The sequence below is a fragment of the Chloracidobacterium thermophilum B genome, assembly GCF_000226295.1.
Lineage (GTDB): Bacteria > Acidobacteriota > Blastocatellia > Chloracidobacteriales > Chloracidobacteriaceae > Chloracidobacterium > Chloracidobacterium thermophilum.
The window spans coordinates 1,402,772-1,418,487 of record NC_016024.1 but is presented as its reverse complement, the minus strand read 5'-3'; the positions used below and the strand labels follow the sequence as shown (position 1 = coordinate 1,418,487).

General features: G+C 61.0%; 11 protein-coding genes. 5 read left to right on the top strand and 6 right to left on the bottom strand.

The window, feature by feature from the left end:
* Nucleotides 1–145 precede the first annotated feature (145 nt).
* On the top strand, nucleotides 146–2,278 hold the full coding sequence (locus CABTHER_RS05895; protein ID WP_014099691.1) for a sensor histidine kinase: 2,133 nt from the start codon (nucleotides 146–148) through the stop codon (nucleotides 2,276–2,278).
* A gap of 10 nt (nucleotides 2,279–2,288) precedes the next feature.
* Here CABTHER_RS05895 and CABTHER_RS05890 read toward each other — a convergent pair whose 3' ends face one another.
* The 5 genes from CABTHER_RS05890 to CABTHER_RS05870 form a co-directional block, all read right to left on the bottom strand.
* Nucleotides 2,289–5,018, bottom strand: coding sequence for a S9 family peptidase (locus CABTHER_RS05890; RefSeq protein ID WP_014099690.1), 2,730 nt, complete (start codon nucleotides 5,016–5,018; stop codon nucleotides 2,289–2,291).
* 23 nt (nucleotides 5,019–5,041) lie between these two features.
* Complete coding sequence (locus tag CABTHER_RS15655) at nucleotides 5,042–5,947, bottom strand: hypothetical protein (RefSeq protein ID WP_148263960.1); 906 nt, start codon at nucleotides 5,945–5,947, stop codon at nucleotides 5,042–5,044.
* 60 nt (nucleotides 5,948–6,007) lie between these two features.
* Nucleotides 6,008–8,284, bottom strand: a complete 2,277-nt coding sequence (locus CABTHER_RS05880; protein WP_041569108.1) for a carbohydrate binding family 9 domain-containing protein — start codon at nucleotides 8,282–8,284, stop codon at nucleotides 6,008–6,010.
* Nucleotides 8,285–8,400: 116 nt separating this feature from the next.
* Entirely contained in the window at nucleotides 8,401–9,660 is a 1,260-nt protein-coding gene (locus CABTHER_RS05875; protein WP_014099687.1) for a molybdopterin molybdotransferase MoeA, read from the bottom strand.
* Between the two features lie 6 nt (nucleotides 9,661–9,666).
* Nucleotides 9,667–10,947, bottom strand: coding sequence for an RNA-binding domain-containing protein (locus CABTHER_RS05870; protein WP_014099686.1), 1,281 nt, complete (start codon nucleotides 10,945–10,947; stop codon nucleotides 9,667–9,669).
* A 234-nt stretch (nucleotides 10,948–11,181) separates the two neighbouring features.
* On the opposite strand from CABTHER_RS05870, the gene rpiB reads away from it, so the two are divergent.
* On the top strand, nucleotides 11,182–11,634 hold the full coding sequence (gene rpiB, locus CABTHER_RS05865; RefSeq protein WP_014099685.1) for a ribose 5-phosphate isomerase B: 453 nt from the start codon (nucleotides 11,182–11,184) through the stop codon (nucleotides 11,632–11,634).
* A gap of 41 nt (nucleotides 11,635–11,675) precedes the next feature.
* Nucleotides 11,676–12,929, top strand: coding sequence for a serine hydroxymethyltransferase (locus CABTHER_RS05860; RefSeq protein ID WP_014099684.1), 1,254 nt, complete (start codon nucleotides 11,676–11,678; stop codon nucleotides 12,927–12,929).
* 136 nt (nucleotides 12,930–13,065) lie between these two features.
* Here the strand turns inward: CABTHER_RS05860 and CABTHER_RS17725 are convergent, their stop codons facing one another.
* On the bottom strand, nucleotides 13,066–13,563 hold the full coding sequence (locus CABTHER_RS17725) for a prepilin-type N-terminal cleavage/methylation domain-containing protein (RefSeq protein ID WP_014099683.1): 498 nt from the start codon (nucleotides 13,561–13,563) through the stop codon (nucleotides 13,066–13,068).
* Nucleotides 13,564–13,951: 388 nt separating this feature from the next.
* Between CABTHER_RS17725 and CABTHER_RS05850 the strand changes: the two genes are divergently transcribed.
* Nucleotides 13,952–14,767 carry a 3'(2'),5'-bisphosphate nucleotidase CysQ family protein gene (locus tag CABTHER_RS05850; protein WP_014099682.1) on the top strand — a complete coding sequence of 272 codons (816 nt, stop codon included), beginning with the start codon at nucleotides 13,952–13,954 and terminating at the stop codon, nucleotides 14,765–14,767.
* 26 nt (nucleotides 14,768–14,793) lie between these two features.
* The gene (kdsA, locus tag CABTHER_RS05845; RefSeq protein ID WP_014099681.1) at nucleotides 14,794–15,609 is read left to right on the top strand and encodes a 3-deoxy-8-phosphooctulonate synthase; all 816 of its coding nucleotides are present in this window, start codon (nucleotides 14,794–14,796) and stop codon (nucleotides 15,607–15,609) included.
* The last annotated feature ends 107 nt before the right edge of the window (nucleotides 15,610–15,716 follow it).

The window sequence follows — 15,716 nt, the reverse complement described above, 5'->3', positions numbered from 1 at the left end:
GTTTCTGACAGCAGGGGCATACCAAATTGGAAAAGCGATGCCGCGCTGGCTACACTTCGGGCCATCCATTCAGCCCAACCATTGCAAAAGACGTTTTATGCTATCCGGGAAACTACACACCCATCGGCCTCCACCCTGGAGAAGGTTGCTTCTGGTACTGGCCCTGTTACTGGCAGCCGGACATACAGCGCCGGCCAACCCGGTTGTGATCAGCGACCGTCTGGACAGTCAACCGCTTACGGCCCAACTCGATCAACTGGAAGACCCCACCCGGCAACTCACCATCGAGCAGGTGGCCCGCCAACCGCTTCCCTTCACTCCGGTAGCTACCGACTACCTCAACCTGGGCTATACGTCCTCGGCCTACTGGTTCCGCCTGCGCCTGCGAAACGATCTGGCGTATCCGGTGGAGCGGGTCATTGAGGTCGAACAACCCTATCTGGGCCGCGTCGAAGCCTACCTGCCCCGCACTGACACCGAAGGTTTTCTCTACCTTGCTGCTGGAGACGATCTGCCCTTTTCAATCCGGGCCGTTCGCCACCGCCTGCCGGTGTTCCCCATCTCCCTGCCGGCCCACGCCGAACAGACCATCTACCTGCGCGTCGAAACCAAGGGGGCATTGACCTTTTCGGCTGCTCTCTGGAAGCCACTCGAACACGGCCGCAAGGACCGTGTCCATACCTTTTTCCTGGGAGCTTACTACGGCTTTCTCCTTATCCTTCTCATTTATAACGCGGCATTCTTTTTTGGTGCCCACGATCAGACCAACATTTTCTTTGCCGGCTATGTCACCTGCATCGGCCTGTTTCAGGCTTGCGCGGATGGCTTTGCCACTCAGCTTCAGGAGTGGTTCTTTGGCGGCCTGCTTGTGGAAGGACTGCGGCTGCGGCTTGTTTTTGGCAACGCGGCCTGCGGCATGGCTGCCCTCTTTACCCGCAAGTACCTTTGCCTGCAAAACTTCTGTAACCGTGGACTGAGTGTGTTGGCAGGGGTGTTTTTCAGCATGGCCGCCATTGCCGCCATTGCTCCGACACAGACCGTAGCCAGGATTTCAACTTATCTTATGGCACTGGGGGCGCTGCCGGGACTGTTTTCTTCCATTGGGCCGCTGCGCCAGGGCTACCGGCCGGCGCTGTATTTCCTGCTGGCGTGGTCGGCGGTGGTGCTGGCCGTTCTGCTCAACACATTGCGAACCGTCGGGGTGCTTTCGCCCGCCATTGCCTGGCCGTCGGTGCTGCACCTTGGCACGGTCGTTCAGGGACTGTTCCTGTCCGTAGGGCTGGTTGCCCGCGTGGCCCAGCTTCAGCAGGAAAAGGAAGCGGCGCAGGCCGAAGCCGAACGGCGGACGGTTGAAGTGTCGCTTTCAGAAGCCTTCAACCGACAGCTCAAGCAGGCCAACGAAGAACTCAACCAGGCACTTCTGGCGCGTGAAGAGGCACGGCGGGAGGCCGAACAGCGCCGGGCCGAAGCCGAAGCTGCCAATGCGCGTCTCATGGAACTTGATCGCATCAAGTCCGAGTTCACGGCCATGCTTGTCCATGACCTGCGTTCTCCGCTGGCAGCCGTCAAGGGGACGCTCGAACTCATCGAAGAAGTTCTGCCCGGCCATGACCCGGACCTGCTTGAACTCGTACGCGCTTCCCAGGGCAACGTCCAGCGGACGCTCGACCTCATCACCGACCTGCTGGAACTTGCCCGCGCAGAATCTCAATCGCTCAGCCTTGATCTCCAGTTACTTGATTTGGCGCCGTTACTCCAGCAGTGCATTGAGAATGCCCGTCTCGGTGCGCCACACCCGCTGACGTTTGTCCGCGATCTGCCTCCCAACCTGCCTGCCGTCGCTGGCGACAGCCGCAAGCTGGAGCGGGTGTTTATGAACCTGCTGACCAACGCGGCCAAGTTCACCCCGCCCGACGGCAGGATTACCGTAACGGCACGGGAAGTTGTCGGCGAAGGCGTCGAAGCCGGTTTGTCCTTTGTCGAAGTGTCCATTACCGACACGGGCAAGGGCATCCCGGCTGCCGAACTGCCGTTTCTTTTTGATCCCTACCACCAAGGCAGCCAGGGTAAGCGGCAGGTCGGGTTCGGGCTGGGCTTGGCCATCGTCAAACGGATTGTCGCGGCCCACAACGGCAATGTGACGGTCAAAAGCCAGGTCGGGGTCGGCAGCACCTTCACCGTGACCCTTCCCTGCTGGGCCAGCAAAGTTGGCCAGACCTCGCTTGCTGCACCGGAGCTGGCTGGAACCGGCGACAGCGGCGAAGCCGTCTTTACATGACGGTCCAGACCTAAAACCGGGACTCGACCAGTTCGAGAGAAATTGCTGCGCCGCCCAGACTGGCCCCCTTGACCGAGAGCCTGACCGGCAGCCGGGTGGTCGCATCCACCCAAACGACGGTTTGGGTGCCGCCTTCATCGGTAAGTTCCACGCGGTAGGTGTTGAACGTCCCGGAGGCCACCTGCGCTTCCTCCATGCCGACCACCCGAAGCTGAACGAGCGTCGGGCGGCCGTTCTGGACGTTGAAGTTGCGCAGCGTGGCCGTATAGCCAACCGCCAGCGGCAGGCGCCCGATGACAAGATAGCGCCCGGCACCGTCGGCCAGCAGTTCGCCCCCCAAATCAGCCGCCAGCGGACGGGGCGTGCCGTTGAGCTGTACCGAACCGTCTGCTTTGCCAGCCCGGAACGCCACATCCACCGTGAGCGGCCCCTGACTGACCTGCCGCGCGCGTACCACCAGGGAGGATTTTTCAAGCTTCGTCGTCTCCACGACCGTTCCCACGGGAAGCCGGGTTTCCTCACGGACTTCCCACAGACCATCAGCTTCCACAACTGTGGTTTCCACCGTGGCGGGAATGCTCTGCCCCGGCACTTCAATCGTTCCGCGATAGCGCAGGACGCCGGCCTGCAAATCACTTTCCGGCCGGGTCAACCCCACCCCTGCCGGGGTTCCCCGTGCCGGACGGGTTACGGTCTTGACATCCACGGTGATGTCTTTCAGGCGCGCGGCAACCTCCTCCGGCATTGTCTCCTGGAAACGTCCCTTGAGATAGGCCGCCAGAAACCGTTCGGTTGCGGCATAGAGCGCCAGGTTGTTGACCGGGCGGGCAAAGCCGTGACCTTCATCCGGCGCGCAGAGATACTCAACCGGAAAGCCCCGGTCCCGCAGAGCGACTACGATCTGGTCCGCCTCGGATTTTTTCACCCGTGGGTCATTGGCCCCCTGGACGATCATCAGCGGCGTCTCAATGCGGTCGGCCGCGTTGAGCGGCGACTGCCGTTCCATACGGGCGCGGTCTTCCGGCCGGCTGGGATCGCCCATCCGCGTGTGGAACAGCCGGCGGGCGGCTTCCCAGTAGGGCGGGATGGTTTCCAGCAGGGTGATGAGATTGGACGGCGCGACAATCGCCACAGCCGCCGCGTAGAGTTTGGGCGTAAAGGCCACCCCGGCCAGCGTGGCGTAGCCGCCGTAGCTGCCGCCCATGATGCCGATGCGCTTGGGGTCGGCAATGCCCTGTGCCACGAGATACTTGACACCCCACGTGAGGTCATCCTGCATCAGATCGCCCCACTGCCCATTGCCGGCATTGAGAAACTTTTTTCCGTAACCGGTCGAACCCCGAAAGTTGGGCTGGAGCACGGCATAGCCCCGGTTGGCCAGAAACTGCACCTGCCGCTGATACCCCCACACGTCCCGCGCCCACGGGCCGCCGTGTGGCAGGACAACCAGCGGCAGGTTCCTGGCTGGCACCCCTTTGGGCAGCGTCAGGTAGGCTGGAATCTCCAGGCCGTCCGAGGAGGGATACCGGATGGCTTTCATCGGCGCCAGGTGTTGCCGGTCCAGCTTGTCATAGAGCCGGTACTGAAGCGTCAGCCGCCTGGTGCGCCGGTCGAACAGATAGGTTTCGCCCGGTTCGGTATCGCTCGTGGCCACAACCACCCACAGTTGCTCGTCGCGGGTGCCGGAAGCAAACGCAATATCTTTCCCCGGCAGACGTTTCTGAAGCCACTGGTGGTCGCGGGCATAGCCCTTGTCACGCCAGTAGGTGCGTACCCGTTCGTCAACGTAGCTGGTGGCCACCAGGTCATTTGTCACCTCTGAAAATGAGGCGCTACCAAAATCCACTCGTCCGAGCGGATCGCTTTCCACCAACTCTTCCCTGCCCGTCCGGGGGTCAAACAGCACCAGCCGGCTGAGATCAACCTGGCTGCCCCGGTTGGTGACCATATAGACCCGCTGCCCATCGGCGTGCATCCGAACGGGACTGGCGGACTCAAAAACGTTACAGTCATAGACCTTCACCAGGCGGTCAGCATCCACGCGCAGCACTTCGGTATCCCCGTTGGGTGCCACCCGTATGGCCAGCCGCAACTGCCCGGCCTCGTCGAAAAACCACCCTGAGATTTGCTCCCGGTTTTCGCGCAGGAGCGTCCGCTCACCGGTCGAAAGTCTGAGCTGATAGACATCGTGCCAGGCCGGGTCACGGTCGTTGATCCCCAGGCACACGACATCCGGGGCGTCTCTGGGCACGGCGTAGATTTGCACGCGCACGCCCTTGAGGCCGGTCAGGTCGCGTGCGGGCGGCACGTCGCGTCCAGCCGCCGGAGCCGCCGTTGGATCGACGGCATAGAGGTTGAAATTTTCATCGCCGCCCTGATCCTGCACGTACAGGATGAACCGCCCATTGCGCGTCCAGAAAAAGTTACGGAGTGGGCGGGTTGTGGAATCCGTCAGCGGCCGCGCCTGCGTAAAGGGTTCGTCTGTCCGCTTGACCCAGATGTTGAGCGTTTCCCGGTAGGGCTTGAGAAACGCCATGTATTTCCCATCGGGCGACAACTGGGCCCCGGCCAGGTCGGGGTTGCCGAAGATGAGCTGGCGGTCAATGAGCGGTGGCAGCCCGGCCCGGACCGGCACGCTCATCCCCACCCCGGCCACCAGGAGGCACAGCAGGTATCCCAGAGAAACCGGAAACACCGCCCGGAACGCCGTCCGGACGGCCTTTCTCGTGTCAACTTCCATCTCAGACCTCCATCCGCAGGGGCTTACTCAACCGTAAAACGGATTGTGCCGATGACCGCCCCATCCTTCACAACTTCCACCCGGTACACACCCGGCGGGAAGCCGCTACCTGAAATCAGGGAAAGCTGAATCCAAGTCAACCGGCTGTTTTCCGGGGTAATCGTTGGAGATTTGACTTCGCCAATGAGCTTGTCGGGAGGCAACTGGGGTACGCGCTCCGCATACCAGCGTGAGCCATAAGTTTCCCCAATCTCCAGCTTCCGGGGATACACAACGCAGGTCAGCCTGGTGTCGCGTGTGGTGAAGGACGACGTAAACTCCAGGTCGTCATCGCCAAGCGGGCGTGCCATCTTGAGGTCACGGAGTTGTTTCCCGCCATCCAGCAGAGTGTCATCGCCGGTGCCACTGTCGGAACGGTTGTCGCCCGAGCGGTTGTCGTCTGAGCGGTCGCCGCCGGAAGGCGTCCCGGAGAGCATCCCAGAGGATGAGCCAGCGCGTGTCAGTTGTATCCCTTCAACTGTCATCGTCCAGCGTCCGGCTGTGAGTTTTGGAGGACTCTGCACCGCAAACCGGGTGGTGAAAGGCCCTACGCCAACTTCAAAGTCATCCCCGATGAACCGCCGAATCGGGACATTTTCGATTTTAGACGAACTGGAACCCGTCCGCCGTTCCCAGAACACTTTGCCGTCGGGCTTGATGGAAAGCGTTGCCTCGGAGCCGCTCCAGTCACCAACATACGCCTGCTTGTCTGAGGGAATTCCGCCGCCGCCTGAACCCGCAAGAAGGATGACGCCAAGGATGACCGCAATTGCCAGAACTGAAAAACACCCGCAGCCGCCGAGAACCCACAACCAGGTTTTACCCGACTTTTTGGGTGGGGCTGGAGGGGCGTAAGGGGAAGGACTGTAGGGTGGTGGGTAAGGCTGCATAAGAAACCTCCAGGGGTCAGGTTGCCCGCAATGGGGCAGGGGTGGGCATAACAGCCCGGCTTAGCGGATGAAGTCGTAGGTCACTTTGATCTGAAACTGGCGATTGGGACGCTCGACACCCACGCCGGTCGTCTGGTTGTAAATGAAAAAAATGTCCGAGTTCGGGCGATAGATATAGCGCACCCGCGCATTGATGCTGGTCAGGCGGGCGGCGGAGTTGACCTGCACCAGACATGTCGAAAGCCACTTTCGTGAGAAGTTATACGTTACCCGTCCGTTGAACAAGCTGGTTGAGAAATCTCCCTGTGGCAACTGGACAGCGTTGAAGCTGTGGCTCGCTTCGAGTGACAGGTGGGAGTCGGGGCGCCAGGTCAGACCGGCACTGGCTTCCTGACGCTGCCCGCTGTAGAAGCTGCCCCAACTGCCCCCGGCGTCAAACACGATGCGCCGGCTGCGATCCGTTCCAAAGCTCGCCCCGTGGCGGTTGAAGGTGTACGAACCCGGTGGAATGACAATCCCCGGCCGAATCCGAAACGGACGGGTCAGCACATCGGTTTCCGTCCGCCAGGGACGAATCGTCGCCGATGCTGAATTGGCAAAATCCACGCTGATGGCCGTGGCCACCGTACGGGTCTGGAGGTCGCCCGTCGTGCGGTCCTGGTAATACTCCCCAAATCCTTCAAATCGAATCTCACGGATGGTTTTGGCTACAGCAGGCGGCCGCCACTTGTAGGCGCCATCCCCGAAGTACTGGCGCACATCCCGGCGCAGGACAAAACCCATTTCCGGGTTGTAGTTGCGGCCGATTTCCTCATATATCCCAAAGAGCCGCATCTGATTCGTGTCATAGCCGCTCTGTACGCGAAAGGTTGTGGCATCACCGCGCAAACCGGGAGAAAAGGTCTTGGCGAAGAAGGCGTAGCTTGTCCAGTAGTCGTTGAAGTTGATCTGGGCATCGAGACCCACGCCACGGTTGTAGGGCCGGCCTTCGCCCCCCTGACGATTGAGGGCGATGGCGCCGACATTCGACCGCGTACCCAGATCGCGCTTGACCCGTGCCACGGTAAAGCGCTCACGCGGCACCGCGACCCGTTCCGTTCCATCCGGCTGGACTTCCCGCAGCGGGCGTGTCTCCACGTGCAAAAATCCGAGGTTCCACTTCCCGGCCTTGCCCGTCACCTTGGCCCCGAAGTCAATCGGCAGCGGCGCGCCGTTATCGGTCAGACCAATCCGGCGGGTGAAAAACATCTGATTCACACCGGGCCGCCCAAACAGGAAGATGCCGGCATTTTCGAGGAAAAAATCGCGCCTTTCGGGAAAAAACACCGAAAAGCGCGTCAGGTTGACCACCTGCTGGTCCACTTCCGCCTGCCCAAAGTCAGGGTTGACGGTCAATTCGGCCGTCACGGAGGGCGTAATCCCCACGCGCGCGACTTCGACGCCAACCGCCCCGGAAAAACCCTGCTCAAAGCGCTTGCCAAGCGAGTCCGGCACATTCTGGCGGAGACGCCCCGTGACGTATGGCTTGATTTCCACAAGCCGGGAACGGGTAATGCCGTCCACGCCGGTCAGCACGCCAGCCTGGGAAACGCGCAACAATCCGAAAGCCCGCTGCCAGCTCGTCCAGAGCAGGATTTCATTCTTGCGCCGGATGATGCGCGACACGTTGAACCCCCACGTATCGGCCCCTTTGCGAAAGCGCAGACTCACCAGCGGAATGGCCATTTCAGCCGCCCAGCCTTCCTGGTCGCGGGTGGCCGCCGAAAGCCACTGCGTATCCCAGGCGAGGTTGAAATCCCGGCCTTCGTCGGTAATGAGGGCATCGGACTGCGTTCCCAGGGGATTGACGGAAAACCGGTAGGCGTTGCGCCCGTCGCGGTAGGTATCCAGCAGCACCACAACTTTGTCGTCGTTGCCAAAGCTGGAATCGCGGTTCAGATCGCGAGCGTTGATTTTGTCCGGCTCGCTGTCAAAACACCGGATGCCAATATAAACGCAGGTCTTGTCGTACAGCAGGCGGCACTCGGTTTTCTCAGTTGGAGGCGCACCTTCCACTGGTTCCTGCTGGCGAAAGTCACGGATAACCTCGGCCGTTTCCCAGGCCGGTTCGTCAAGACGACCGTCAATCGTGATCGCCTCATCCGTCCGGGTGATGCGCACCGAGGGACGGGGTTCGATGGCCACATTCTGCGCTTGGGCGGCGGAATCCCCCCACAGCATCCAGACCACCAGCCCAAAAGCCATCAGCCCACGGATGCGCACCGGACTCTGCCAGACCTGGTCCATCCGGCACAGACACACAACGTGGGCGAGGCGCATCAGAAGGTTGTTGGTCACAACCGCACGTTGTTTCACAGGGCGAGGCCTTGCAAGCAATTTTTTGTGGTTCGCCGTCGTCCCTGACACGTGTCGGCCCGACACGTGCCGGCCTGACACGTACCGGCAGGTGAGGTTCAGAGGCCCGGCCAGTCACCGACCAGCGAAGTCAGGCAAAGCACTGGAACCACTTCTCCTGCCTGCCCGACGCGCTTGCCTTCGGGAAAGAACACCAGCCCCTGCGCGCCCAGCATCGAGGTCAGCATCCCTGATCCCTGCCCCGGTAGCACTTCGGCCTGCCAGCCCGTTTCAGTCCACACCAGACGCGCCCGCAGATAGGTTGGGCGGTCGCCCTTCGTCCTGACCTCGTGCGCCAGCCGGGCGCTCACTTCGGGAAGCCGCCAGCGGGTTTCGGGCAGGCCCAGCATTTTGCCCAGCGCCGGACGTACAAACAGGTGAAAACAGACCATGCTCGATACCGGATTGCCAGGCAGCCCAAAGCAGGGACGCCCCCGCAGGCGACCGAACAGCAGCGGCTTGCCCGGCTTCATCCATACGCGCCAGAAACGGGCTTCCAGCCCCAGCCTTTCGAGCGCTGGCTTGACCAGATCATGCTCCCCTACTGACACGCCGCCGGACGACACCACCACATCCGCCGTGGCGGCAGCTTCGGCAAAGGCGGCTTCGACCTGCGCTACGTTGTCGCGCACGAGCGGCAGGACGAGCGGCTGCGCGCCGGCCGCACGTACCAGCGCCGCCAGGGCGTAAGCATTGCTGTTGACGATTTTTCCAGTCGCTGGCGGTTCATCCACCTCGATGAGTTCATCGCCGGTGGCCACAATGGCCACGACCGGCCGCCGCCGGACGGTGACAAACGCCCGGTGAAACGCCGCCAGGACACCGATGTGCGCCGCCGTGAGACACTCGCCGGCGGACATCACCGCCTGCCCGGCACGAATGTCCTCGCCGCGTCGCCGGATGTGGTCGCCCTCCCTGACCGGTCGGGTCAGCCAGATGGTACTTCCTTCACGGCGAACCTGCTCCTGAATGACCACGCCGGACGCGCCTTCCGGCAGGGGCGCGCCGGTCATGATGCGTACGGCCTGGCCGGAGGACATGGCTTGCTGCGGAAGCTGGCCGGCTGTGACCTGCTCGCTGACTTCCAGACGCACGGGCGAAGCTTCGCTTGCTCCGGCCGTGTCGGCAGCAACGACGGCATAGCCATCCATGGCGCTGTTGTCAAAGGGCGGCAGATCGTGGGGTGCGTGGACAGTTTCCGCCAGAATCCGCCCAACGGCCTCAAACAACGACACACGTTCGACACCGACGGGTGCAATCCACGCCAGTGACAGAGCTTGGGCCTCATGGACGGCAAGGGGTTGGTCATTGAGTTCCATGGTTTTTCAGTTCGCGGCCGGCAGCTCGATCCGAAACTCGTGGGGCAGCACGGTGATTTTCGGCTCCCGGCGGGCAAAACGCAGGGTTTCGCGGCGCACCATAGGCAAGCCGCCGGTGTAGGTCGTCACGCCGTAGGCCGCATTTTTGAAGAAGCTTTTGATCGTCGGGTTGTTGGGATGACTGACGCCATAGTCAATGGCCCCGCGCCAGATGCGCTTGCCTACGGCCGGGTTGACGATTTCCAGCCGGCGTTCATAGAGCATGACGCGCACACCTTCCTGGCGTACGCCATAATCCCGGTGCACCAGCGCGTTGGTGATGGCTTCCATGACCGCCGGGCGTGAGTAGATGGACCGCGCCTCGGCGTCAGCCTCATTTCCCCGCCGGGGTGGCGGTACGTCGGCCAAATCAGCATAGCGCGTCAAAAAGCCTTCGATGCGCCAGTAGAGACTGGCCACATTGCCGGTGAACGTCACCTGCTCGATGACTGGCGCTGTGACATCGTGGCCGGCAAAGCGTGTCAGGACGACGTGGCTGCGCGGGAACGACGCCGTCATGGCGCGACTTTGCCCGAACAGGACGAGTCCGGCCACGGTGGGGGCATAGTCATCCGCCGTCATGACCGCCAGCCGCATGTCGGTCATCGCCAGCGCCGTCGGGAAGCCCTTGGGCAACCGGGACTCATCCGGCACGATGGCGCGGATGTAGCCCCACACACCAGCTTCGTCAATGTCATCGAAAGACACGTCGTGCAGAGGCACCTGTTCATAGCGGGCGCTGTCGTAGCGATGGAACAGTTCGGCAATTTCCTGACTGTCTGCTTCGCGTTTGGTCGAGCCGATACGGATGTAATACCGGCCGTCAAGGGTGGCATGGGGTGAACGGCGGTCATCCACTTCCAGCACCAGGATGCGCTTGCCGCTGTCGAAGGCGACCTTGTTGATGTAGGGGTGAACCGGCGGCACCATGGCCGTTGCACACAGTTCGCGCAACTCGGCTTCAACGCGCTCGGCGTCGTCAAGCCCCTCGATGCGGCAGGTATCGCTTACACCAAAGAGAATTGCGCCGCCGCCACTGTTGGCCAGGGCCAGAATTTCGGCGGCAATTCGCTCCGGGTTGCTGTAGCGAACCTTGAACTCAACTTCGCTGTCCTCCCCGCCGCGTACCAGGTCAAGCACCTCACGCCGGTCAAGGGTACGCCCATTATCACGCATCGTCATGTGGGCGTGCAGCGACCGCTCGGTTTCTGGCGGCCACCCACGACGCCGGATTTTTTTGCGACTCATGTGACAAGTGTCCCGTGGCAGAATGAGACTGGCCTTCAGGAAGAAACGGCGCGACGGTCCCTGTGTGCATCACGCAGACAGTAGGACAGGCGCGCCTTCAGGGTAAAATAATTCCCGCTGAAAAGGTAGGCATGCTACACTCTGGCACGTACGTCAACGTACACTTCACGCCTCGCCCAGCGGCAGAACCTTACGGCAGGTATCACCCAGCCGGACGTTAGCGGAGTTTTTCCAATGAAAGTTGCCCTTGGCAGTGACCATGCCGGCTTTCCCGGCAAAGAAGCCGCAAAACGGGTGCTGGAACGGCTGGGCATCCCCTACGAGGATTTTGGCACTGACACTGATACGGAATCAGTGGATTACCCGGACTATGCGCGCGCCGTCGGCGAAGCTGTTGCCCGACGGCAAGCCGATGTGGGGCTGCTTTTCTGCGGCACCGGCATTGGCATCGGCATAGCTGCCAACAAAATTCCCGGCATCCGGGCGGCGGTCGTCCACGATGTCGAGACGGCCCGCCTGGCCCGGGAGCACAATGATGCCAACGTGCTGGCCATGGGTGTGCGCAATACCAGTCCTGACCTGCTCCCGGCGGTCATCGAGACCTTTCTCAAAACGGATTTCGCCGGCGGCCGCCATGCCCGCCGGATTGAAAAAATCGCGGCGCTCGAAGCGGCCGCCTCCCGCTGACTTCTCCCCCCTGACGACTTCATTTTCTGGAAAGACCTGCCATGTCCCTGAACCTCAACCGTTCCCTGTTTGAAACCGATCCTGAAATCGCCCAAGCCATTGCAGATGAGACCAACCGCCTGTCAGACGGGCTGGAAATGATTGCCTCGGAAAACTATGCCAGCCGTGCGGTGATGGAAGCCGCCGGCTCGGTCATGACCAACAAGTATGCCGAGGGCTATCCGGGGCGGCGGTACTACGGCGGCTGTGAATTTGTGGATGTCGCCGAACGTCTGGCCATCGAGCGGGCCAAGCAGCTTCTGGGTGCCGAGCATGTCAATGTTCAGCCCCACTCTGGAGCACAGGCCAACCTGGCGGTGTTTCTGGCGGTTCTCAAACCGGGTGACACCATTCTGGGCATGGATTTGGCACACGGCGGACACCTCACCCATGGGCATCCGCTCAACATCTCCGGGATGTACTTCAACGTCGTCACCTACGGAGTGAACCGTGAAACCGAGCGGCTGGATTACGACGCCCTCGCCCAACTGGCTGAAAAACACCGCCCCAAGCTCATCATCTGCGGTGCCAGCGCCTATCCGCGCCAGATTGACTTTGCCCGCATCGGAGAAATCGGACGTTCGGTTGGTGCCCGGGTGCTGGCCGACATGGCGCACATTGCTGGACTTGTCGTGACCGGTGAACATCCCTCCCCAGTAGGATACGTGGACTTTGTCACCACAACGACCCACAAAACCCTACGCGGACCACGGGGTGGACTTATTGCCTGCCGGGCGGAAGATGCCAAACTCATTGATCGGGCAGTGTTTCCCGGCGTACAGGGCGGCCCGCTGATGCACATCATTGCCGCCAAGGCCGTGTGCTTCAAGGAAGCCCTTGAACCGTCTTTTGTGGAATACCAACGGCAGGTTCGGAAAAATGCTGTCGCGTTGGGCGAAGTGCTTGCCGATGCCGGTTTTCGCCTTGTCACCGGCGGTACGGACAATCACCTCCTCCTGGTGGATGTCTTCACAAAGGGCATCACCGGCAAGGCTGCTGAACAGGCGCTCGAACGGGCCGGGATCACAGTCAACAAAAACACCATTCCCTTCGATACCAACCCTCCCCTGGTGGGCAGTGGTATTCGCCTCGGCACACCAGCGCTGACGACCCGCGGGATGCGCGAACAGGACCTGCGCTACGTCGGTGCGCTTATTGTTGAGGTACTCTCCGATATTGACAACACGGCAAGGCAGGCAGTGGTCCGGCAGAAGGTGCGGGAACTGACCCGTGACTTTCCACTTTACGCGCAATAGCTGTTTCTGCCACAGAGATCAAGCCGTTTTCTCACCCGTTATCCGAGGAAAATAAACGACAAAAAGACAGACAGGGGCATCAAACTGACGCCCCTGTCGTACTTGGAAGTGGGTGACGAAACTCGTTGCCGGGAAACTAGTTGCCGATAGGCTCGGAAGTTGAAGTTGCCTGGGCGTTCGGGGCATTTGACGTGCGAATCACACCGGTTTCGTTGATAAAGAAGGACCGGTTGCCCGTACGTGCAATACCCGTTGACTGCGAGGGATGATTCCGCACTGAGTACGTCGAAGCGGTAGTGGAATTCTTCACCGTCGCACCATACTGCTGCAGTATGAAGCCACTCTTGGGCGTCTGTGTGGCATTGACGACGGTATCATCAATCATGCCGAAGTCGGTCGAGCCGGTACCACCCAGAGCGGCGAGTGTGTTGGCAAAGTTACCACGGCCGACACCAGATTCATACGTGGCGTTGGCAGAGTTGATGTTGCGGAGCGTCTGCTGCGCCGAAGCATCGTTGGCGCTCCGGCGGGCAGCCATGAGGTTCGGAACTGCAATCGCCGCGATGATGCCAATAATGGCCACGACGATAAGCAGCTCAATCAGTGAAAAACCCTTTTGCTTCTTGAGGTTCATAGTGGTAGGTCTCCTTGGTGGTGAAAGGCCAGTGGCCGAAAGTGGTTGCCTTGTATCCACAAGGCCTGAAAACTTTGCAGCTTGATAACACTGCAAACAATGCCTAAAGCTTGCGCTTTCGTTACTTCAAATGGAGCAAATCCTGTGCCACAGTCTCCCGACCTTCTCCGGCTTCCCTCTATCCCCCCGTCTGATACCTTTTCGTCGCATTTTCCATGCCACAGCTTTCGTTTTTACGGCAACGACACATATCCGTTACCAATTGTGACGATTCCATACCTGACACCGTGCGAATAAGACGTCTAATATGACACTTCGTGTCACATTCCCATGACAGATTCCGTCACCTGCTGACCATTCCACTCCTGAAACACCTCTGCCCGTTGTCATGCTTGATTCCGAAACCAGCTTTGCCTGCCAGTTGGTCACAGAAGCCGGGCAGCGCATCCTCTCCGACTTCCAACCCGGCCGCCCGGTCAGCTACAAACCTGATGGAGAACCGGTAACGGACATGGATCGCGCCATCAACACATTTCTGGTAACAGAACTCCAGCGCCGCTTCCCGGACGACCTCATCATTTCTGAAGAAGCGGAGGACGACGATGCCCGGCGGCGTGCTTTGGCGCACCGGGTCTGGTTTATCGATCCGATTGACGGCACACGGGAATTCATCGCCGGCAATGGCGAATTCTCTGTCATGATCGGTCTGTGTGTGGAAGGCTGTCCCGTCATGGGAGTTGTCCACCAGCCCACAACCGGCAAAACCTGGTATGCCAACCGCCACGGCGCCTGGCTCACCCAGGGAAACACCTGTCGGCCGTTGCGGGTTTCGTCCGTCAACCATATCCCCGACATGACCTTGGCGGCCAGCCGGTCGCACCGCAACCGCTACCTCACGGCGGCCGCGCAGCGGCTAGGCATCCAGAAAGAAATCATCTCCGGCAGCGGCGGACTCAAAATCGGGCTGCTCGTCGAACAACGCGCCGACCTGTTTATCAGCGCCTCGACCCGCTCCAAGCTCTGGGATACTGCCGGGCCGGAAGCCATCCTGCGGGCAGCCGGCGGTGTACTGACGGATTTTCAGGGCCGGCCACTCGACTACCGCCAGCCGGACCTGCATCATCGGGCCGGATTGATTGCCAGCAACGGTCTCCAGCACGCGGCCATCGTTGCCCAAGTCCGTGATTTGTTTCCTCTGGCGTAGGGTCCCCAACTCCCAAGGTCACTCCCATGTCCACACCGCTTTTTTCGCGCGCCCAACAAGCCCAAGGTTTTTTCCTCATTGCTGGTCCATGTGTCATTGAAAGCGAAGCCCATGCCCAGCGCATGGCCGAAGCCATTTCCCGGATTGCCCGGCAGATGGGCATTCCCTACGTGTTCAAGGCGTCATACGACAAAGCCAACCGTACCTCCCACAGCTCTTTCCGTGGACCCGGTATGGAAGAAGGCTTGCGGATTCTGCAACGGGTCAAGGAAACCCACGGTGTGCCCATCCTGACGGACATCCATGAAACACACCACGCGGCAACCGTCGCGGAAGTCGCTGACGTGCTTCAGATTCCGGCCCTTCTGTGCCGCCAGACCGATCTGCTCCTGGCGGCGGCGGCAACCAAACGCACGGTCAACGTCAAGAAAGGACAGTTTCTGGCTCCCTGGGACATGCGCCACGTTGTCGAGAAACTGCGCGCAGCCAACGCCTCGGACATCTGGCTGACAGAGCGCGGAGCCTCGTTTGGCTACAACAACCTGGTGGTGGATATGCGCAGCTTCCCAATCATGCGCGAGTTCGGCTGCCCGGTCATCTTCGATGTCACCCACAGCCTGCAACGCCCCGGCGGACGTGGCACAGCCTCAGACGGTGACGCCATCTTCATCCCGCCTCTGGCCCGCGCCGGTGTGGCCTGCGGCGTGGATGGACTTTTTATGGAAGTCCACGACGATCCTGCCCGCGCCCTGAGTGACGGGCCGAATGCCCTTCCACTCGACCAACTTGCCGGGCTGCTCCGGCAACTGGTCGCTATTGACCGGGTGTGTCGTCAAACCTGAAGCGCCACGCCCGACACAGAATCCATCGCATGACAGGCCCAGCCGACCGCGCTGGTTGCACACAACAGCCGGCCATGATACACCACGTCGGCTTGAACGCCCGTCCA